Source organism: Streptomyces sp. A1136 (assembly GCF_004795055.1).
Classification (GTDB): domain Bacteria; phylum Actinomycetota; class Actinomycetes; order Streptomycetales; family Streptomycetaceae; genus Streptomyces.
Map to the genome: position 1 here is coordinate 131,398 of NZ_SSBJ01000021.1, position 19,388 is coordinate 150,785.

The window sequence follows — 19,388 nt, forward strand, 5'->3', positions numbered from 1 at the left end:
AAAGGTGCCCCGGCGGTTTCGGGGTGCCCCGCGAAGGGAGTGGCTCATGGCCAAGCGCGGCAACAAGAAGCGGGCCCGCAAGAAGAAGAAGGCGAACCACGGCAAGCGTCCCAACGCCTGACCGGTCCGCCCGCGAACAGACGAGAGCCGCGCCCCCGCCGTACGGGGGGCGCGGCTCTCACGTGCGGCCGGTGCGGGCGCGGGGGAGCGGCTCAGACCTTGCCGCGCTGGTCGCGCAGGTGGTCGGCCACCGGGCCCAGGGAGGCGCGCAGCGCCGCCAGGTCCTGGGGGCTGAGCAGGTCGATGAAATGTTGCCGTACGGACGCCACGTGGTGGGGGGCGACCTTGCGCATGGTCTCCATGCCCTCGTCGGTGAGCACCGCGTACAAGCCGCGACGGTCGGACTCGCAGTTCACCCGGGTGACCAGGCCGGCCGCCTCCATTCGGGTGATCTGGTGGGAGAGTCGGCTCTTGGACTGGAGGGTGGCGGTCGCGAGGTCGCTCATCCGCATCCGGTGGTGCTCCGACTCCGAGAGGTTCACGAGGATCTCGTAGTCGTTGTTGGTGAGTCCGAAGGGCTGGAGATCCTTTTCCAGCTGGTGCATCAGCAGTCTGCTGACGTCCAGGTGGGTGCGCCAGGCGCACTGCTCGGCGTCGGTAAGCCAGCGCGTGGCCGTCTCGGTCTCCATGGTCTCCATGACTGAACTCTACCTAAGAAGTTGAATTACGTACAAAAATAGGACGATCGTGGAAGACGGCGCCGGTCGGTTCCCGTCGGGAGGTGCCCCGGGGCCGTCACAGTCCGAGGCGCCGTTGCAGATCACCCAGCTGTCCCGGCATCCGCGGCACGCCCAATTGTCCCAGCGGCCCCTGGCCCGCGCCCGGTACCCCGTGGTTCTGGTCGACGGCGCCGGTGCCCACCGCCCCGATCGCCTGCTCCGCCATCAGCGTCTCCGAGGACTGCAGCAACACCGTCCCGGCCCCGACGAACTCGAACTGGTGCTCCTCTCCCGAGGAGCCCCCGATGCCCGTCAGCGAGCGCAGCCCCCCGATCACCCCGGACATGTACCGGTGGTCGTAGTGGTGGCACGGCGAGGGGCAGTCCGCCCACCCCACCAGCGCCTGCGGGTCCACGCGCAAGGGCGGCTCCATGAACACCACCGGCCCGTTGGACGCCGCCACGAACTTCCCCGTCCCGATGAGGGTCAGGAAGCCGGGGACGATCGACTGCTTGAGCGCGAGGGTGGGCTGGAAGGCCAGCAGGTTCCCCGACCGGATCGTCAGGTTCCCGTCGTCCAGGTCGTAGGAGTTCACGTCGAACGCCCGGTCGGCCAGCAACATCTTGCCCTGGCCCTCGGCCACCACCCAGTCGCTCGCGTGCATGGGGGAGTGGAAGCTCGTGCGCAGCAGCCGGTCGAAGCGGCCGTTGCCGACGCCGGTGAACTCGATGCTCCCGTAGTAGGAGATCATCTTGCCCTTCTGCAGGAACCACTGGCTCCCCTTGAGCTCCACGCAGAAGGTGTACGCGTTCACGTTGTCGTCGGAGGGCAGGGTGTACGGGTCGAACACCGTCGGGCCGCCGGGGCCGCCGGTCACGGGGCCGAAGCTCACAGTTTCTCCTCCGAAGCCTGTACGTATACCGCGCCCTGGCCGGACAGCTCCAGCTGGAACGCCTCCCCCGAACCGCGTCCGACCATGTCCCGCCAGCCCAGCGCCGTCGACAGCTTGTTGCGCACGTCCCCGTGGTGGGCGACGTACGCCTGCGGGTCCACGTGGACCGGCCGCTGGGGCGTGATGGGAAGCTCGATGACTCCGCCGTGGGCCATCACGGCGACCGAGCCGTGGCCCTTGAGGGTGGTGGTGAACAGGCCCTGACCGGTCACCTGGCCGCGCACCATGCCCATGACGCCGCCCTGAGAGCCCATGAACATGGTGCCCTGCTGGAGGGTCCCGTCGAAGGCGAGCAGCCGGTCCGCCTCCACGTAGAGGGTCTCGCCGGACAGATTGATCACCTGGATGTGGTGGCCGCCGTGACCGAACATCACGGTGCCGCTGCCCTCGACCGTCATCAGCGGGGTCTGCTCGTTCGCCACCCGGCGCCCGATCATGCCCATGACCCCGCCCTGGCCGCCGGTCAGGCTGGGGGTGAAGGACACCTCACCGCGGTAGGCGAGCATCGCCCCGCGCTGGCTGTACATCTTCGCGCCCGGTACGACCTGCGCCTCGACCATCTTCGAGTTGATCTCACGGAACGGCATCAGAGGTCACCGCCGATGGTGTTGCGCTCGCTGGGCTGCACGTACACCAGGCCCTCGCCCTCGAAGCGGATCTGGAAGGACTCGCCCGAGCCCTCGCCGATCAGCGTGCGGAAATTGATCCCCGACTGGAACGACTGCCGGAGCTCCCCGGTGTGCGCGATGTACGCCCCCGGGTCCACGGAGAGCGGGTACTGACCGCTGACGCGCAGCACCACCGCCGGTCCGTCGGACATGATCGCCGCCTGGCCGGAGCCCTCGACGGTGGTGGTGAACAGGCCGTTGCCCGTCGCCCCGCCGCGCAGGCCGGTGAAGGTGGTGCCGGTGCGCAGCCCCGCGTCGGTGCACAGCAGGTTGCTGGCCTCGACGTGGAGCTTCTCGCCGCGCAGGTTGACCAGGTTGATCTCGCTCGCGCGGTCGGCGAAGAAGCAGGTGCCGTGCCCCTGCACCTCCATCACCGTCATCTGTTCGCCGGTCAGCCGGCGGGTCACCATGCCGCGCAGGCCTTCACCGCCGCCGGTCATCTTCTTGAAGGCCATCTGACCGTCGTACGCGACCATGGAGCCGTTCTTCGCTTTCACGGCGTCCCCGGTCAGGTCGACGGCGAGCACCTTGCTGCCTTGGAGTCGGAACTGAGCCACGGGGGAGACGGTATCCGCAGCGGGCCGGACCGAACAGGGCGCCCGGGCCGATATCCGCCACACCGGGCCGTTCCCCCGCCCTTTTGCCGGGTCCCGGCCCCCTTTCCCGGGGTCCCGCCCCGTTTCCCCGGCACGCCGGGGGCCCGGTCAAGATCTCCCCGGGCGGCTGAGACACTGGTTCGGACCATGGCCTCGACCCCCCGAAGGTTCCTCGTGGACATCAAGACCGCCTCCGCCCTCCACCGGCTGCGCCTCGTCTCCGTACCGGAGGCGCTGTCGTTCCCGGCCCTGCTGATCTTCGGCTCGCTGCTCAGCCGGATCTCGGACATCAACCTGGTGATGCCGCTCGGGGCCCTGCACGGCATCCTCTTCGTCCTCTACGTGATCTTCCTGCTGGACGTGTGGAACCGGGCCAAGTGGCCGGCCAAGAAGGTCGCGCTGTTCTTCCTGCTGGCCCTGGTGCCCTTCGGCGGCCTCTACGGCGACCGGGTGCTCAAGCGCGACGAGGCCCGAACCGTGCTAGCGGCCCGTGCGCGCGAGGCGGCGAAGGCATGATCGTCGCGTTCTCGGTGACGCCGCTGGGCGTGGGGGAGGACGTCGGCGAGTACGTCGCCGACGCGGTCCGCGTCGTACGGGAGTCCGGTCTGCCGAACCGTACCGACGCCATGTTCACCACCGTCGAGGGCGAGTGGGACCAGGTCATGGACGTGGTCAAGCGGGCGGTCGCGGCCGTGGAGGCGCGCGCGCCGCGGGTCTCCCTCGTCCTGAAGGCAGACGTCCGCCCCGGGGTGACGGACGGTATGACCTCGAAGGTGGAGACGGTCGAACGGCACCTCGCCGAGGGCTGATCCCGCCCCCTTCCCCCTGCCCGCGAGCCCGCCCCCGGCCCATCGGCCGGGGGCGTTCGCATGCCCTCGCACCGCCCGCGCGTCCCCCGTACGGCCCTGAACCGGCCGCCCGTCGCAGAACCGTCCCGTCGGCGGAGCCCCGTTCGACACGCCGGGTGTTCGTCACCTTTCGTGGTGATGACACCTCGTCGAGACATCGGCACCGAGCACTGGAGGGACCGTGCGGCCGGAAGGCTTCGACTACGAGACCCACAGCCGCCTCGCCGGCCCGTTCGCGGAGCCCGACCCCACCGCCTACCGGGTGAGGTACCGCTCCCTGCTGTCGCGTGAGGAAGTCCGGACGCGAATACGCGCGATCGCCCTCATGACGCTGGCGCCGCTGGCCGCGGCCGGGCTGCTGCTCTACCTGGTCTGGCCCACGCACTGGACCGTCCGCGAGGGCGGCGAACGCTGGCTCGTCGGCCTGGACGCCGTGATGCTCGGCTCGATCGCGCTGATCATGCTCTTCACCCTCGTTAACGTGGTGTCGATCGCCCACGCCACGATGGTCGCCCGGGACCCGGTCCCGGTGCCCGCCGAACCCGGCACCCGCGTCGCGTTCCTGACGACGTACGTACCCGGCAAGGAACCGCTGGAGATGGTGCGCACCACCCTTCTGGGCGCGGTGCGCGTCCGCCACGACGGGCCGCTGGACGTCTGGCTGCTCGACGAGGGGGACGACCCCGAGGTCAAGGCGCTCTGCGCGGAACTGGGCGTACGCCACTTCACCCGCAAGGGGAACCCCGGCTGGAACACCGCCGAGGGCCCCTACCGGGCGAGGACCAAGCACGGCAACTACAACGCCTGGCTGAGCCGGTACGGCGAGGACTACGACTTCTTCGCCTCCGTCGACACCGACCACGTGCCCCTGCCGAACTACCTGGAGCGGATGCTCGGCTACTTCCGCGACCCCGACATCGCCTTCGTCGTCGGCCCCCAGGTGTACGGCAACTACACCGAGTCCGTCACGAAGGCCGCCGAATCCCAGCAGTACCTCTTCCACGCCCTCATCCAGCGCGCGGGCAACCGCTACGGCGCGCCGATGTTCGTCGGCACCAACAACGCGGTACGCGTCAGCGCCCTGCGCCAGGTCGGCGGACTCTACGACTCCATCACCGAGGACATGGCCACCGGCTTCGAGCTGCACCGCCGGCGCAACCCCGGCACCGGCCGGTTCTGGCGGTCCGTCTACACCCCCGACGTGCTCGCCGTCGGGGAGGGCCCCGCCTCCTGGACCGACTTCTTCACCCAGCAACTGCGCTGGTCGCGCGGCACCTACGAAACCCTCTTCCGGCAGTACTGGAAGGGCCTCTTCCAGATGCCCCCGGGACGCCGGCTCAACTACACCCTGATGCTCGTCTACTACCCCATGACGGCCGTCAACTGGCTGCTCGGCATCCTCAGCTGCGTGCTGTTCCTGTGGTTCGGCGCCTCCGGCATCGAGGTGTCCTCCGAGGTCTGGTTGATGCTCTACACCGACACGGCCGCCCTCCAAGTGGGCCTGTACCTGTGGAACCGGCGGCACAACGTCTCGCCGCACGAGCCGGCGGGCTCCGGCGGTCTGGCCGGCATGGCCATGTCCGCGGTCTGCGCTCCCATCTACCTGAGGTCGCTCGGCTCGGCGGTCCTGCGCACCGAGGGCCGGTTCGTCGTCACCCCCAAGGGCGGTGACGCCAGCCCCGACCGGATGGCGACCTTCCGGGTCCACCTGTTCTGGGCGGCCGTCCTGATCTCCTCGCTGACGGCCTCCGCCCGCTACGGACACACCCACGCGGCCATGCGGATCTGGGCGGTGCTCGCGCTGCTCGTCGCCCTCGCGCCGCCCCTCGTATGGGGCGCCACGCTCGGCCGCGAGCGCTGGGCCCGCTACCGCGCGCGGCTGCGCGACCGGCGCCCCGTCGGCAGTGCCGGCGGCGAGCCGGGCGACGAGCCGGAGCCGGCGTTCGCCACGACGACCGGAGGGAACTGAGCCATGGCCTACCGGCCCTCGAAGAGCTTCAAGAAGACCGCCCTCGGCAGCGGCGCGGCCCTCCTGCTCGCCGCGCTCAACGCCCCGGCCGCACTGACCTTCGCCGAGGACACCTACCACTCGTACAAGATCCGGCAGTCCAGTTACCGCATCCAGTACGGCTCCTGGGGGCTGGTCGACCTCCCCGAGCAGTACCGGATCAACGCGATGCACGCGGCGCTGCTGCACACCGGCAAGGTGCTCCTCATCGCCGGCTCCGGCAACAACCAGAAGAACTTCGACAAGGGCACCTTCGACACCATCCTGTGGGACCCGAGGGACAACACCTTCAAGAAGATCCCCACCCCCGAGGACTTCTTCTGCTCCGGCCATACCCAGCTCCCCGACGGGCGGCTGCTGGTCGCCGGCGGGACCGCCCGCTACGAGGTGCTCGACGGGAAGGTCACCCGGGCCGGCGGTGGCATGCGGGTCAAGAACGAGAGCCCCGACAAGGCCGTCACCCTGCGCAAGGGGACCCGGTTCCGGTCCCCGTCCGGCGTCGAGTACCAGGCGAAGTTCGACGTCACCGTGCCCAGGGCCAAGCGCGAGTTCGAGGTCACGTACGGCCGGGGCGGGCGGATGACGCCCTGGAAGACGAAGGTGGTCGCCGCCGAGGCGCGGGTGTTCGTCGAGGCGGTGCGGGCCGGGGCGCAGGGGCTGACGACCGAGGCCGCGCAGTACGAGGTGGTCGGCCTCAAGGGCAAGGACGCCGACAACGTCTACGGGCTCGCGGAGCGCCTCAGCGTCGACAAGCAGGACTTCCAGGGCATCAAGTCGGCGTACGAGTTCGACCCGCTGGCGGAGCGGTACGTCCCCGTCGACCCGATGAGGGACGCCCGCTGGTACCCGACCCTGGTCACCCTGGAGGACGGGCGGGTGCTGGCCGTGTCCGGCCTCAACGACGTCGGCGACGTCGTGCCCGGGGACAACGAGTACTACGACCCGCGGACGAAGAAGTGGACCAAGGGGCCGTTCCACTACTTCCCGACCTACCCGGCCCTCTTCCTCACGCGGGGCGGCAAGCTGCTCTACACCGGGTCCAACGCCGGCTACGGACCGAAGGACAAGGGGCGCGAGCCGGGCGTGTGGGACCTCAGGACGAACCGGTTCACCAAGGTGGAGGGGTTGGAGGACCCGGACCAGTTGGAGACCTCCTCCTCGGTGCTGCTGCCGCCGGCCCAGGACCAGAAGGTGATGGTGCTCGGCGGGGGCGGGGTGGGCGAGTCCAGGCTGGCCACCCGGCGCACCGCGGTCGTGGACCTGAAGGAGGAGAACCCGGTCTTCCGCACCACGGCCCGGCTGCCGCAGGGCACCCGGTACCTGAGCAGTGTGCTGCTGCCGGACGACTCGGTCTTCACTACGGGCGGCTCCACCGACTACCGGGGCCGCAGCGCCAGCGACATCCACAAGGCGCAGTTCTACTACGCGCGCACCGACACCTTCGTGGCCGCCGCCGACCCGACGGTCGGGCGCAACTACCACTCCGAGGCGCTGCTGCTGCCGGACGGGCGGGTGGCGACCTTCGGCTCCGACCCGCTCTTCGCCGACAAGGACAACACCAAGCTGGGCAAGTTCGAGCACCGGTTGGAGGTGTACACCCCGCCCTACCTGTACCGGGACCCGGCCCGGCGGCCCGTGCTGGGCGCGGGGCCCCAGGAGGTGGAGTGGGGCGGGCGGGCCACCTTCAAGGCGGCGGACACCGGGCGCGTGCGGCGGGCCCGGCTGATGCGTCCGAGCGCGGTCACGCACTCGACGGACGTCGAGCAGCGGTCGGTCGAACTGGGGCTGACGAAGACCGCCGGGTCGGTGACGGTCGAGGTACCGGGCGATCCGACGCTGGTGCCGCCGGGCTGGTACATGCTGTTCGTGACGGACGCGGACGGGACGCCGTCGGAGGCGAAGTGGCTGCGGGTGAAGGCGCCGCCGGCGAGGCCGGCGGAGCCGCAGCCGGAGGGGCCGCAGCCGGAGTCCTGAGGCGCCCTGCCCCGTTACTCCTCCTTCGAGCGGCGCGCGAGGCCCAGCGCGTAGTCCGGCCACCAGCGCCCGGCCTGCGGGCCGCCCCGGCAGGGGCCGTCGGACTCGCCGGGCCGCTTGATCCAAAGGTACGCGTCCACGAGCGGGTCGCCCGTGGCGTCGGTCGGCGGGGTGCCGAGGGCGCGGCCGGGCGGGTTGCACCAGGCCTCCTGCCCGTGTCCCGGCAGCGGGCCGGCGCCGTTGCGGCTGGTGTCGATGACGAAGTGCTTGCCCTTGGCGGCCCGGGAGAGTTCGGCGCCGTACGCCCGGGTGTCGGCGTCCGACTGGAAGTTGGAGACGTTGAGGGAGAAGCCGTCGGCGCGGTCGAGGCCCGCCTGGTACAGGGCGTCGACGAGCTTGCCGGTGTCCTTGACCCAGGCCGGGTTGCCCGCGTCGATGTAGACCTTGGTCTCGCGGTTGCGCTTGAGCCGGTCGACGGCCTCGGAGAGCAGTTGGAAGCGCTCCTGGCGGCGTTCGGCCTGCGTACAGCCGTCCACGAGGTGGGGCACGGCGTCCGGCTCCAGGACCACCATCGTCTTCTGTCGGCCGATGTTGTCGGCGACGGCGCCGATCCAGCCGCGGTAGGCACCGGCGTCGACGGCCCCACCGGCCGAGTGCTGCCCGCAGTCCCGGTAGGGGATGTTGTACGCCGTCAGGAGCAGGGTCCGCCCGGCGGCGTGCGCGGCCTGCGCGGTGCGGCGGATCTCGGGACCGGGGTCGTCGCCGGGCACCCACAGGGCCATCGGCCGGTCCGCGATGCGGCGCAGGACCTGGGCGTCACCGGTGCGGCCGGCCGCCTCCCAGGCGGCGACCTGCCGGGCCGCGTCGCTCCGCGGGTCGACCCAGAAGGGCGAGGCGTCGCCGGCCGGGGTGGTCGAGGCGGTGGCCGACGGGGTGGCCCCGGAGCCGGAGCCGCGCGGCGGCGCGGGCTCGGGCCGGGCCTGCGGGTGCCCGCCGCAGCCGGGCACGGTGGCCAGGAGGAGGGCGAGGCCGAGGCCGAGTGCGGTGGCGCGGGGGCGGGTTCTGCGTCGACGGCCTGGCATCCGGCGGCTTCCTCGGGGCGAAGGGTGGGGCAGCGGACCGGGACATGGTGACATAACGGGCGCAACGGCCCTGCCGCGACACTTCGGCCCCGCGAACCTAGGTCGGGCCGCCGTTCGTCAGGGCGATGGCCAAGGGGGTGCGCTCGTAGAACACCTGGTGCCCGTGACGGGCCGCGAGCAGGAGACCCGCCGCCCGCAGGGTCTTCAGGTGGGCGGAGACCGTGGAAGGGGCCAGGCCCAGCAGGGCGGCGAGGGCCGTCGTCGAGGCGGGTTCGGTCAGGGCGCACAGGATGTCGGCGCGCGCCCGGCCCAGCAGGGCGGCCAAGGGCCCCGGGGTGGCTTCCGTCGAGGTCGTCCACAGGGCGCCGATCCCGCGCGCCGGGTACACCAGCGTCGGCTGCCAGGGCGGGTCGTAGCCGCCGACGACCTCCGGCCAGACGAACGCGCTCGGCATCAGCAGCAGACCCTGCCCGTCCAGGCGGCGTTCGTGGTGCACGGCCCGCTCGACGGTGAGGGTGTCGTGCGACCAGCTCAGGTCGGGATGCAGCCCGTCGAACAACGCCTCCAGGCCGCCCGCAGCCAGTCGCCGCGAGTGGAAGAGGATGTCGGCTTCCAACAGGGCCCGCAGGCGCGGCCAGTGCGGGGCGATCAACGCCTCCCAGGCCCGCTCGTGCAGGTCGGCCAATTCCTGTACGGCCCGGGCGGGATCCTCCAGCATCCGCCGCCCGAGCTCGCTCTCCGATGCGCCCGGGGTACAGGCCAGGGAGCGCCTGAGCTCTTCGCCCGCCGCCCCCGGGTCGGTGGCGCGGACGCGGGCCAACTCCTCCGCGATGGTGACGGAGGGTCCGAGCGGCGGTGGGCTGAGGAAGTCCGGGTGGTGCCCCTTGCGGGGCATCAGCAGCCACAGTGGCCGCAGGTCGAGCGTCCGCGCCGTCTCCCTGATCCCCCGCAGCCAGGGCAGGTGGTACGTCTGGCGGTTCGGGTCGCGCAGCACCCGAACCGCCTCCTGCGTCTCCCAGCGGGGGGAGAGGGAGAAGCGGCAGCGCAGCAGGTCCACGGGTTCGAAGCGGAAGCGGTAGGCCATCCGCCCAGTGTCCCGGCCGCTCCCGGGATTCGGGCAGGGCCGAATCACTGTCGGCGCGGGCGCCGTTCGGCCAGGGTCCGCGGTATGGCATCCGTCAACCAGACCGGCGCCCCCGGCTACCGCTCGGTCCTCGCGACCGGGGAGTTCCGGGCCGTGTTCGCCGCGCACCTGATGTCCGTACTCGGCCTCGTCGTCGCCGAGATCTCGCTGACCGTCCTCGTCTACCGCGTCACAGGCTCCCCGCTGATGAGCGCGCTCACCTTCGCGCTCGGCTTCCTCCCCTACGTCCTGGGCGGGACCCTGCTCGCCGGGATCGCGGACCGGTACCCCGCCCGGCGGGTGCTCGTCACCTGCGACCTCGTCTGCGCGGCCTGCGCGGTCGCCATGGTCCTGCCGGGGACCCCCGTCGCCGGACTCCTCGTGCTGCGCTGCGCCATGGCCTTCGTCGCACCGCTGTTCCAGGGCACCCGCAACGCCTCCCTCGCCGACGTCCTCGGACCCGGTGAGGCGTTCGTCCTCGGCCGCTCGCTGCTGCGCATGGTGGCCCAGAGCGCCCAACTCGTCGGCTTCGGCCTCGGCGGGCTGCTGCTCACCGTGCTCGCCCCGCGCGGGGCGCTCGCGCTGACCGCCGCCGGGCTGGTGGCCTCCGCGCTGCTGCTGCGCCTCGGCACGACGGACCGGCCCGCGCGCACGGGCGCGCGCGCCGCCCGCGGTACGCCGCTCGCGGGTCTTGGCGCCGTCTTCGGGGACCGCCGCAGGCGGCTGCTGATCCTGCTGTTCTGGCTGCCGCCCGTCTTCGTGGTAGTCCCGGAGGCACTGCTCGCCCCCTACGCCGACGGCATCGGCGTCGGCACGGGGCCGCTCGGCCTGATGCTGTGCGCGCTGCCGGTCGGCACCATCGCGGGTGAGCTCTGGGCCGGCTCCGTGCTCACCGCCCGAACGCGTTCGCGGATCACGGCCCCGTTGGCGTCCGTCGGCATGCTGCCGCTCCTCTGCTACGCCCTGCGGCCGGGCGTACCCGGAGTCCTGGCGGCGCTGCTGCTCGCCGGACTGGCGCACGCGTACACCCTGGGCCTCGACCGGATGTACCTCGACGCCGTCCCCGAGGAGCTGCGCGGCCGGGCGATGACGCTGCTCAGCACGGGACTGATGACCCTCCAGGGCGTGGGCATGGCGCTGGCCGGGGTCGCCGCCGAGTTCTGGCCGGTACACGTCGTCGTGACCGCCTCGGGCGCGCTCGGCACGGCCGTCGTCCTGCTGCTCCTCGCCCGGCTGCGGGCCACGGCGGAACCCGTGCGGGGGTCGAAGCGTGAGACGGGGCTGACCGTCAAATGACCGCCCGGTAGGGTCTGCCGGGTGTCCAAGCCGCTCAGCCTTCCCTTCGACCCCATCGCCCGCGCCGACGAACTGTGGCGGCGGCGCTGGGGCCCGGTGCCCTCGATGGCCGCCATCACCTCGATCATGCGGGCGCACCAGATCCTGCTCGGCGAGGTCGACGCCGTCGTGAAGCCGTACGGACTGACCTTCGCCCGCTACGAGGCGCTGGTGCTGCTCACCTTCTCGCAGGCCGGCGAACTGCCGATGTCGAAGATCGGGGAGCGGCTGATGGTCCACCCGACCTCGGTGACGAACACCGTCGACCGTCTGGTGCGCTCGGGACTGGTGGACAAGCGCCCGAACCCGAACGACGGCCGCGGCACGCTCGCGTCCATCACCGACAAGGGGCGCGAGGTCGTCGAGGCCGCCACCCGGGACCTGATGGAGATCGACTTCGGTCTCGGCGCGTACGACTCCGAGGAGTGCGCCGAGATCTTCGCGCTGCTGCGTCCGCTGCGCGTGGCGGCCGGGGACTTCGACGCGAAGTGAACGGCGCGCGGGGTGCGCGTTGTCACAGCGCCGGCACCGGGCCCCCGTCAAGATCGCGCATATCGGACGGCTAATCTCGATGGCATGAAAAAGAGCGTGCTGACCCGGTACCGGGTGATGGCCTTCGCCACCGCCGTCATGCTGCTGGTGCTCTGCACCTGCATGATCTTCAAGTACGGATTCGACAAGGGCGCGGACCTGACCCTGGTGGTCTCCCAGATCCACGGCGTGCTCTTCATGATCTACCTCGTCTTCGCCTTCGACCTCAGCTCCAAGGCGAAGTGGCCCTTCGGCAAGATGATCTGGGTGCTGGCGAGCGGCACCATCCCGCTGGCCGCGTTCTTCGTCGAGCGCAAGGTCCGCGCGGAGATCGAGCCGCAGATCACCGACGGTCTGGCCACGGCCCGCGCCTAGGTCGCGACCGGGTCCTCCCTCCGACGGGACCAGGGCCCGGCTCGCGTCTCACCTGTTTCCGGCTGCCCCCGGGGGACTCCCCGGGGGTTTGCCATCGACATTTACTAGGACGTCCTAGTAAATTCATGGGTATGGACGCTGACGCCATTGAGGAGGGCCGCCGCCGCTGGCAGGCCCGGTACGACAAGGCCCGCAAGCGCGAGGCCGATTTCACGACGCTCTCCGGAGATGACGTCGACCCCGTCTACGGGCCCCGGCCCGGCGACTCGTACGAGGGTTTCGAGCGCATCGGCTGGCCGGGGGAGTACCCCTTCACCCGCGGCCTGCACGCCACCGGCTACCGCGGCCGGACCTGGACGATCCGGCAGTTCGCCGGGTTCGGGAACGCCGAGCAGACCAACGAGCGCTACAAGATGATCCTGGCCGCCGGCGGCGGCGGGCTCTCCGTCGCCTTCGACATGCCGACCCTCATGGGACGCGACTCCGACGACCCCCGCGCGCTCGGCGAGGTCGGCCACTGCGGCGTCGCCATAGACTCCGCCGCCGACATGGAGGTCCTGTTCAAGGACATCCCGCTGGGTGACGTCACCACCTCGATGACCATCAGCGGACCGGCCGTGCCCGCGTTCTGCATGTACCTGGTCGCCGCCGAGCGGCAGGGCGTCGACCCCGCCGTGCTCAACGGCACGCTCCAGACCGACATCTTCAAGGAGTACATCGCCCAGAAGGAGTGGCTCTTCGAACCGGAGCCGCACCTTCGCCTCATCGGCGACCTCATGGAGTACTGCGCCGACGGCATCCCGGCCTACAAGCCGCTGTCGGTGTCCGGCTACCACATCCGCGAGGCCGGGGCGACGGCGGCGCAGGAGCTCGCGTACACCCTCGCCGACGGCTTCGGCTACGTGGAACTGGGCCTCTCCCGCGGACTGGACGTGGACCACTTCGCGTCCGGTCTCTCCTTCTTCTTCGACGCGCACCTCGACTTCTTCGAGGAGATCGCCAAGTTCCGCGCCGCGCGCAGGATCTGGGCCCGCTGGATGAAGGAGGTGTACGGGGCGAAGTCCGACAAGACGATGTGGCTGCGCTTCCACACCCAGACCGCCGGCGTCTCCCTCACCGCCCAGCAGCCGTACAACAACGTCGTACGGACCGCCGTCGAAGCCCTCGCGGCCGTCCTCGGCGGCACCAACTCGCTGCACACCAACGCCCTCGACGAGACCCTCGCGCTGCCGAGCGAGCAGGCAGCCGAGATCGCCCTGCGCACGCAGCAGGTGCTGATGGAGGAGACCGGCGTCGCCAACGTGGCCGACCCGCTGGGCGGTTCCTGGTACGTGGAGCAGCTCACCGACCGCATCGAGGCCGACGCGGAGAAGATCTTCGAGCAGATCAGGGAGCGCGGTCTGCGCGCCCACCCGGACGGGCGGCACCCGATCGGCCCGATCACCTCCGGCATCCTGCGCGGCATCGAGGACGGCTGGTTCACCGGCGAGATCGCCGAGTCGGCGTTCCGCTACCAGCGGGCACTGGAGAAGGGCGACAAGCGGGTGGTCGGCGTCAACGTCCACCACGGCTCGGTCACCGGCGACCTGGAGATCCTCCGGGTCAGCCACGAGGTCGAGCGCGAACAGGTCCGCGTCCTCGCGGAACGCAAGGACCGCCGCGACGACGCCAAGGTGACCGAGGCCCTGGCGCGGATGCTGGACGCCGCCCGGGACGGCTCGAACATGATCCCGGCGATGCTGGACGCCGTGCGCGCCGAGGCCACGCTGGGCGAGATCTGCAACGCCCTCCGGGACGAGTGGGGCACCTACACCGAGCCGCCCGGCTTCTGAGGCGGCCGGGCCCCGGCCCGCTCGCGAAGATGTGGAACGGCCGGTCGGGTCCCGCCTGCGCGGCGGACCCGACCGGCCTTCCTGTCACGGGCCGGCGCCGGCCGCGGTCGCCGCCGTAGGGCGGGGCTTCACGCCTCGGGCGCGCCCCGGAGGCCGTGCATCAGGAGGGTGGTGAAGGTGGCCACCCAGAGTTCGTCCACCGGTTCGCAGCTCACCAGCGCCCGGTGCACCACCGTGCCCGCGATCACGTCGAAGATCAGGTCGGTGGTGTGCCCGGCGAGGGACTCGTCCTCCTCGTACGGCAGTTCCCCGCGGGCCTGCGCGCGTTCGCGGCCCAGTACGACGAGACGTTTCTGCCGGTCGACGATCGCCGACTTGATCCGGTCGCGCAGCGCCGCGTCCCGGGTGGACTCCGCGACGACCGCCATCAGGGCCGTACGGGCCTCGGGCCGGCGCAGCAGCTCCGCGAACCGGAGGACGACGTACTCTATGTCGGCTTCCAGCGAGCCCCGGTCGGGGAGTTCGAGCGCGTCGAAGAGTTCCGCGACCGCGTCCACCACCAGCTCGTTCTTGCCCGCCCAGCGCCGGTAGAGGGTGGTCTTCGCGACCCCGGCCCGGGCCGAGACGTCCCCCATCGTCAACTTCGACCAGCCCAGCTCCACCAGCGCGTCCCGGGTCGCCGCCAGGATCGCGGCGTCCGCCGCCGCGCTGCGGGGGCGGCCGGTGCGGCCGGGTGGGGAGCTGGAGCCGGGGGTGGGGTTGCGCATGGCCGAGACCATACCCGCCAGTAGGGGAACCTCCGGGAGCCCTCGCGGTGTGGTTCAGATCACGACCCCCGACCGGCCGACGGGGCGCGGCGGCGAGTTACGCTACGGCTCGTAGCGTAAGAGCGACAACCACGCGAAGCTACAGGCGCCAGGTGGGGACCCGGCGCCGCAGGACGGAACACCGGCGCGGGAATTTCCGGGCCGGCTTGTCCGATCCTTTTCGTCGGCGCGCGCACACGGGGGAGGATGTACGCATGCAGCCCAGAAACATGTCCATGAGCGGCGTCGTCGATCTCGCCGCGGTGAAGGCGGCCGCCGATGCCAAGGCGAAGGCCGAGCAGGCGCGCGCCGAGGCCGCCCGGCAGGGCGGCGGCGCCTCGGCCGGCGCCGTACCGCCGTCCGCACTCGTCATCGACGTCGACGAGGCCGCCTTCGACAGTACCGTCATCCGCCTCTCCGACCAGGTTCCGGTCGTCCTCGACTTCTGGGCCGAGTGGTGCGAACCGTGCAAGCAGCTCGGCCCGCTGCTGGAACGGCTGACCGTCGAGGCGAACGGCCGGCTCGTGCTGGCGAAGATCGACGTCGACGCCAACCAGATGCTGATGCAGCAGTTCGGCATCCAGGGCATTCCGGCGGTCTTCGCCGTGGTGGCCGGCCAGGTGCTGCCGCTGTTCCAGGGCGCGGCCCCGGAGCAGGAGATCCGCGCGACGCTGGCCCAGCTGGTCCAGGTCGCCGAGGAGCGCTTCGGTCTGCTCGGCCTCCAGGTCGATCCGGCCGCCGAGGGAGCCCCCGCCGCGGCCGCGGCCCCCGCCGCCCGGCCCGCCGCGGGCCCGTACGACGCGCTGCTGGAAGCGGCGGTCGTGGCGCTGGACGCCGGTGACCTGGCCGGAGCGGTGCAGGCGTACAAGAACGTACTGGTCGACGACCCGGGCAACACCGAGGCAAAGCTGGGGCTGGCGCAGGCCGAGCTGCTCTCACGGGTGCAGCACATGGACCCGCAGGAGGTGCGCGCGGCCGCGGCCGACAACCCGAAGGACCCGCAGGCGCAGATCGCCGCCGCGGACCTCGACCTGGTCGGCGGTCACGTGGAGGACGCCTTCGGGCGCCTGGTCGACACCGTCCGCGTCACGTTCGGTGACGAGCGCGACGCCGTACGGCTGCGGTTGCTGGAGCTGTTCGAGGTCATCGGTGCGGACGACCCGCGGGTGTCGGCGGCCCGGACGGCGCTGGCCCGGGTGCTCTTCTAGGCCCGGTGTCGCGATGGTGCGTCGGTGGGCCGCCACCGACGATTTGTTGACACGGAGATAAACAGCGGCCGCGCTTTGCCAAAACTTGGCAATCGCGGCTGCTGTTACTCCGAGTAAATCGAACCCCGTGTTCTGTCCGGTTGGTTCGTGTTCCTCCTCATTGTCGTGGCCCTGGGTAACACCCTGTGTTGTCGCCCGACGACGGCGCGCCTCACTGCGGTTATCCAGCCGTTACCCGCCAGTAACGAACCCCCTTGTGTACCGGCCTGGAATGGACCACGATCGGCGACGCTCGGTCCTTCCCGCAGAGCCGCTCATCCGGAGCCGCGGTGAGGGTCCCCACCGAGCCGGTCGGTGACAGTGGCACCGGCCGTGGGACAGGGGGGTCTTCGCCGCACCGGCGGAGCCTGTCCTCCTGGTTGCGCGAACGCGTGGCCCAGTGGTTGTCGCTCGGGGGTGATCGCCGGTGTACGCGACGCGGCTCCGCCGCGGCTCGGCCGCCTGCGCTCCTTCCCGAGGACGTAGCACTTCTCCCATCCCAGGACGGGCACGGCCCGGACCGGAGATGTACGTCCGAGAAGGAGGAACAAGATGAGTTCTCAGGTTCGTGGCGGGACCAGATGGAAGCGCTTCGCTCTCGTCATGGTGCCGAGCATCGCGGCCACGGCCGCGGTCGGTGTCGGTCTGGCGCAGGGTGCCCTCGCGGCGTCCTTCAGCGTCTCCGGCCAGGACTTCAAGGTCTCGGCCGACAAGCTGGACGGTGACGACCTGCTGCAGTACGGCAGCGTCGCCAAGGGCAAGGGCCTCGACGGCAAGGACGCGGCCCACCCGGTCACGATCTCCGGGTTCCGGCACGCCGAGATCACCAACATGTGCCAGTCCCTGGTCACGCCGATCCCGGGCCTCGGCGCGATCACGATGAAGCTCCAGACCGGCAACAAGGGCAAGCCGGCGGTCGCGGAGAACATCTACCTGGACGTCGCCGAGCTCGACACCGACGCCACGTTCAGCAACCTGGACATCGGTGTCGCGGTCGACGCGGCCGGCGGCACGGCGGAGCACCCGACCACGCCGCAGGCCGGCACGGTGGCCAACGGCGCCCTGTTCTCGCAGCGCGCCAAGAAGGCCGTGCTGACGAACGTGCGCCAGAAGGCGTGGGCGACGACGGCGGGCACCTTCACGCTGCCCGACCTCAAGCTGCGTCTGCTCAGCGGTGACCAGCCGTGCTACCAGGACGAGAAGTAGCCACTCCTGGCAGGTGACCGGTAGAGGCGGGCGGTGGCGGCCGTCGCCGCCCGTCCCTCCGCGAGCCACAGAGTTTTCCGTACCACCGTTTCCAGGGAGCTGTTGTCCATGAACCCCCAGGCCCCGGTTCGCGCCGCAGACGACGCTTGGCTCACCGTGGTGTACTACCGCTTCCGCGCCTGGAGGGGTGGCCGGCCCTTCTGGGCGGGCCTCTTCACTCTCATCGGCGGTTTTCCCATCGCGTACTTCCCCTACGCGGACCTCCGGCTGGGCAACATCACCATCGCCATGGCGACCACCGCGGGCGCGGGTTCGCTGATCATCGGCATCCTGCTGATGACCCTCGGCGTGGCCCTCTGGTTCCAGCAGGGCATCCGGGTCTTCGCCGGTGTGGCGTCGATCCTCCTCGCCCTGGTGTCCCTGCCGGTGTCCAACCTCGGCGGCTTCTTCATCGGCTTCCTGTTCTCGCTGCTCGGCGGCGCGCTCGCGCTGTCCTGGGCGCCGGGCAAGCCGGTCGCGCCGGAGGCCGAGGCCGACGGCGTGCCGGACCACGCGCAGGAGTTCGCGGACGCCCCCGCGGGCGGCGTCCCCGGCCCGCGCGGCATGGAGACGGCCTACCCGAGCCACCCGAGCTACCCGAGCGAGACGACTGCCCACGCCGATGGCGGGAGGAACAGTGCGGGGTGACGAGACGCAGCAGGGCGTGGTCCCTGACGCGCAGTCCCGCGAAAGAAGGGGTCCGCGCCACGCGGCGCCCCGGAAGTCGCTGCTGAACAAGATCCAGATACCGGTCGGCAAGACGATGGCGCTGGCCGCGATGCCGACGGCCGTGTTCGTCGGGATGGGCCTCGCCCCGAAGCTCGCCCTGGCCGACGACAAGGACATCCCCTTCGCGCCCGGCCCGTGCGTGACCCGCTCCGACGAGCCCACGCAGTCGGCGTCCCCCACGCCGTCCGGCTCGCCCTCCACCTCCGCCTCGCCCTCTCCCGGCGCGTCCGCGTCACCCGGCGCGAGCGCGGCACCGAAGCCCGGGCCGACCCCGTCGGCGTCGAAGCCCGCCGCCGAGACCCCGAAGTCCGTGCCGAAGCAGAGCACCCCGCAGTCCGCCTCTCCCTCGCCCACGGCCTCCGCGCCGGCGGCGAAGCCCAAGAACCCCCTGGACCCGCTGGGTGTCGGCGACGCCCTCTCGGGCCTGGTCGGAGGGCTCACCAAGCCCCTCCAGGACGCGACGAAGCCGGCCACCCCGACGACCTCCGCGCCCACCAAGACCGCCACGCCCACCCCCGACCCCTCCGCGGACGCGATCCGCGAGGCGGCCAAGAAGGCGGGCGCCTCGGTCCAGGAGCTGCCGCAGGACGTCAAGGACACCGCCAAGAGCCCGAAGGACGAGACGGGCAAGACGGCCAAGACGGCCGAGGACGAGCCGACGGCGTCGCCCTCCCCGTCCGGTTCCCCCTCGGCTTCGACGGACCCGGACGGGAAGCAGCCCTTCCCCTGCCCGACCTACGACGCCAAGGCCCTCGCGGACGCCTCCATGGAACAGGGCATCCCGCTCCTGCCCGACGAGCCCTGGTACCTCGACAGCTCCCTGCTGACCCTCTACGGCCTGGACTACGCGGGCATCGTGGAGGTGAAGACGGCGGGCGGCAAGACCAAGAAGGTCCTCAAGTTCACGGCGGACTCCCTGGACATCAAGGACCTCTACCAGACGGTCGGCAAGACGGGGAACGTCGCCCACCTCAAGTCCCGCCCGGGCTCGACGTCCACGATCCGCGGCGGCAAGGTGACGATGTACACCGAGAGCCTCAAGGGGAACCTCTTCGGGCTGATCCCGATCGAGTTCACCCCGAACTCCCCGCCGCCCCTGAACGTGCCCTTCGCCTTCTTCACGAACGTCAAGGTCGTCCAGGCCGGCCAGTTCGGCGGCAACCTCACGGTCCCGGGCCTCCACAACTACGTGGGTCCCCCGGAGCGGTAGACCGCCCCGCCCCGCCTGCACGACCGCGGCCCGCACCCCTTCCCCGGGGTGCGGGCCGCGGTCGTGCCCCGGCCCGCGGGCCGGGGCGAACGCACCGAGGGCGGTACC

General features: G+C 71.3%; 19 protein-coding genes. 12 read left to right on the plus strand and 7 right to left on the minus strand.

Going from position 1 to position 19,388, the window contains the following annotated elements:
• Positions 1–212: 212 nt before the first annotated feature.
• From E6R62_RS21530 to E6R62_RS21545, 4 genes are all read right to left on the minus strand, one after another.
• Positions 213–689, minus strand: coding sequence for a MarR family winged helix-turn-helix transcriptional regulator (locus tag E6R62_RS21530; RefSeq protein ID WP_136215164.1), 477 nt, complete (start codon positions 687–689; stop codon positions 213–215).
• A 106-nt stretch (positions 690–795) separates the two neighbouring features.
• A complete protein-coding gene (locus tag E6R62_RS21535; protein WP_136215165.1) occupies positions 796–1,596 on the minus strand; it encodes an AIM24 family protein in 801 nt (266 codons plus the stop codon).
• 11 nt (positions 1,597–1,607) lie between these two features.
• Positions 1,608–2,258, minus strand: a complete 651-nt coding sequence (locus E6R62_RS21540) for an AIM24 family protein (protein WP_136215142.1) — start codon at positions 2,256–2,258, stop codon at positions 1,608–1,610.
• Positions 2,258–2,896 (minus strand): AIM24 family protein, encoded by a 639-nt coding sequence (locus E6R62_RS21545; protein WP_136215143.1) that lies wholly within the window; start codon positions 2,894–2,896, stop codon positions 2,258–2,260. Before E6R62_RS21545 ends, E6R62_RS21540 begins: the two co-directional genes overlap by 1 nt.
• Before the next feature lie 213 nt (positions 2,897–3,109).
• Here E6R62_RS21545 and E6R62_RS21550 point away from each other — a divergent pair, with 213 nt between their 5' ends.
• The 4 genes from E6R62_RS21550 to E6R62_RS21565 all read left to right on the plus strand — a co-directional run bounded on the left by E6R62_RS21550 (position 3,110) and on the right by E6R62_RS21565 (position 7,765).
• Positions 3,110–3,451 carry a DUF3817 domain-containing protein gene (locus tag E6R62_RS21550; protein WP_136215166.1) on the plus strand — a complete coding sequence of 114 codons (342 nt, stop codon included), beginning with the start codon at positions 3,110–3,112 and terminating at the stop codon, positions 3,449–3,451.
• On the plus strand, positions 3,448–3,744 hold the full coding sequence (locus E6R62_RS21555) for an MTH1187 family thiamine-binding protein (protein ID WP_136215144.1): 297 nt from the start codon (positions 3,448–3,450) through the stop codon (positions 3,742–3,744). The genes E6R62_RS21550 and E6R62_RS21555 overlap by 4 nt, the downstream gene beginning before the upstream one ends.
• Positions 3,745–3,964: 220 nt before the next feature.
• A complete protein-coding gene (locus E6R62_RS21560) occupies positions 3,965–5,752 on the plus strand; it encodes a glycosyltransferase family 2 protein (protein WP_136215145.1) in 1,788 nt (595 codons plus the stop codon).
• Positions 5,753–5,755: 3 nt separating this feature from the next.
• On the plus strand, positions 5,756–7,765 hold the full coding sequence (locus E6R62_RS21565; protein ID WP_136215146.1) for a kelch motif-containing protein: 2,010 nt from the start codon (positions 5,756–5,758) through the stop codon (positions 7,763–7,765).
• Positions 7,766–7,779: 14 nt separating this feature from the next.
• Here E6R62_RS21565 and E6R62_RS21570 read toward each other — a convergent pair whose 3' ends face one another.
• Both E6R62_RS21570 and E6R62_RS21575 read right to left on the minus strand, forming a co-directional pair.
• Positions 7,780–8,847, minus strand: coding sequence for a glycoside hydrolase family 6 protein (locus E6R62_RS21570; RefSeq protein WP_136215147.1), 1,068 nt, complete (start codon positions 8,845–8,847; stop codon positions 7,780–7,782).
• Between the two features lie 97 nt (positions 8,848–8,944).
• Positions 8,945–9,931, minus strand: a complete 987-nt coding sequence (locus E6R62_RS21575) for a DUF5937 family protein (RefSeq protein WP_136215148.1) — start codon at positions 9,929–9,931, stop codon at positions 8,945–8,947.
• 84 nt (positions 9,932–10,015) lie between these two features.
• On the opposite strand from E6R62_RS21575, the gene E6R62_RS21580 reads away from it, so the two are divergent.
• The 4 genes from E6R62_RS21580 to E6R62_RS21595 all read left to right on the plus strand — a co-directional run bounded on the left by E6R62_RS21580 (position 10,016) and on the right by E6R62_RS21595 (position 14,043).
• Positions 10,016–11,266: an MFS transporter gene (locus E6R62_RS21580; protein WP_136215149.1), complete on the plus strand. Its 1,251-nt coding sequence runs from the start codon at positions 10,016–10,018 to the stop codon at positions 11,264–11,266.
• 21 nt (positions 11,267–11,287) lie between these two features.
• Positions 11,288–11,797 (plus strand): MarR family winged helix-turn-helix transcriptional regulator, encoded by a 510-nt coding sequence (locus E6R62_RS21585; RefSeq protein WP_136215150.1) that lies wholly within the window; start codon positions 11,288–11,290, stop codon positions 11,795–11,797.
• An 84-nt stretch (positions 11,798–11,881) separates the two neighbouring features.
• Entirely contained in the window at positions 11,882–12,211 is a 330-nt protein-coding gene (locus E6R62_RS21590) for a DUF3817 domain-containing protein (RefSeq protein WP_136215151.1), read from the plus strand.
• Between the two features lie 131 nt (positions 12,212–12,342).
• Positions 12,343–14,043: a methylmalonyl-CoA mutase gene (locus E6R62_RS21595; protein WP_136215152.1), complete on the plus strand. Its 1,701-nt coding sequence runs from the start codon at positions 12,343–12,345 to the stop codon at positions 14,041–14,043.
• A gap of 128 nt (positions 14,044–14,171) precedes the next feature.
• Here E6R62_RS21595 and E6R62_RS21600 read toward each other — a convergent pair whose 3' ends face one another.
• Entirely contained in the window at positions 14,172–14,810 is a 639-nt protein-coding gene (locus E6R62_RS21600) for a TetR/AcrR family transcriptional regulator (RefSeq protein ID WP_136215153.1), read from the minus strand.
• A gap of 254 nt (positions 14,811–15,064) precedes the next feature.
• On the opposite strand from E6R62_RS21600, the gene E6R62_RS21605 reads away from it, so the two are divergent.
• The 4 genes from E6R62_RS21605 to E6R62_RS21620 all read left to right on the plus strand — a co-directional run bounded on the left by E6R62_RS21605 (position 15,065) and on the right by E6R62_RS21620 (position 19,280).
• Positions 15,065–16,057, plus strand: coding sequence for a tetratricopeptide repeat protein (locus E6R62_RS21605; RefSeq protein WP_136215154.1), 993 nt, complete (start codon positions 15,065–15,067; stop codon positions 16,055–16,057).
• Positions 16,058–16,648: 591 nt separating this feature from the next.
• Positions 16,649–17,302: a DUF6230 family protein gene (locus E6R62_RS21610; RefSeq protein ID WP_136215155.1), complete on the plus strand. Its 654-nt coding sequence runs from the start codon at positions 16,649–16,651 to the stop codon at positions 17,300–17,302.
• A 108-nt stretch (positions 17,303–17,410) separates the two neighbouring features.
• Entirely contained in the window at positions 17,411–17,989 is a 579-nt protein-coding gene (locus E6R62_RS21615) for a DUF6114 domain-containing protein (RefSeq protein ID WP_136215156.1), read from the plus strand.
• The gene (locus tag E6R62_RS21620; RefSeq protein ID WP_136215157.1) at positions 17,979–19,280 is read left to right on the plus strand and encodes a hypothetical protein; all 1,302 of its coding nucleotides are present in this window, start codon (positions 17,979–17,981) and stop codon (positions 19,278–19,280) included. The genes E6R62_RS21615 and E6R62_RS21620 overlap by 11 nt, the downstream gene beginning before the upstream one ends.
• Positions 19,281–19,388: the final 108 nt, after the last annotated feature.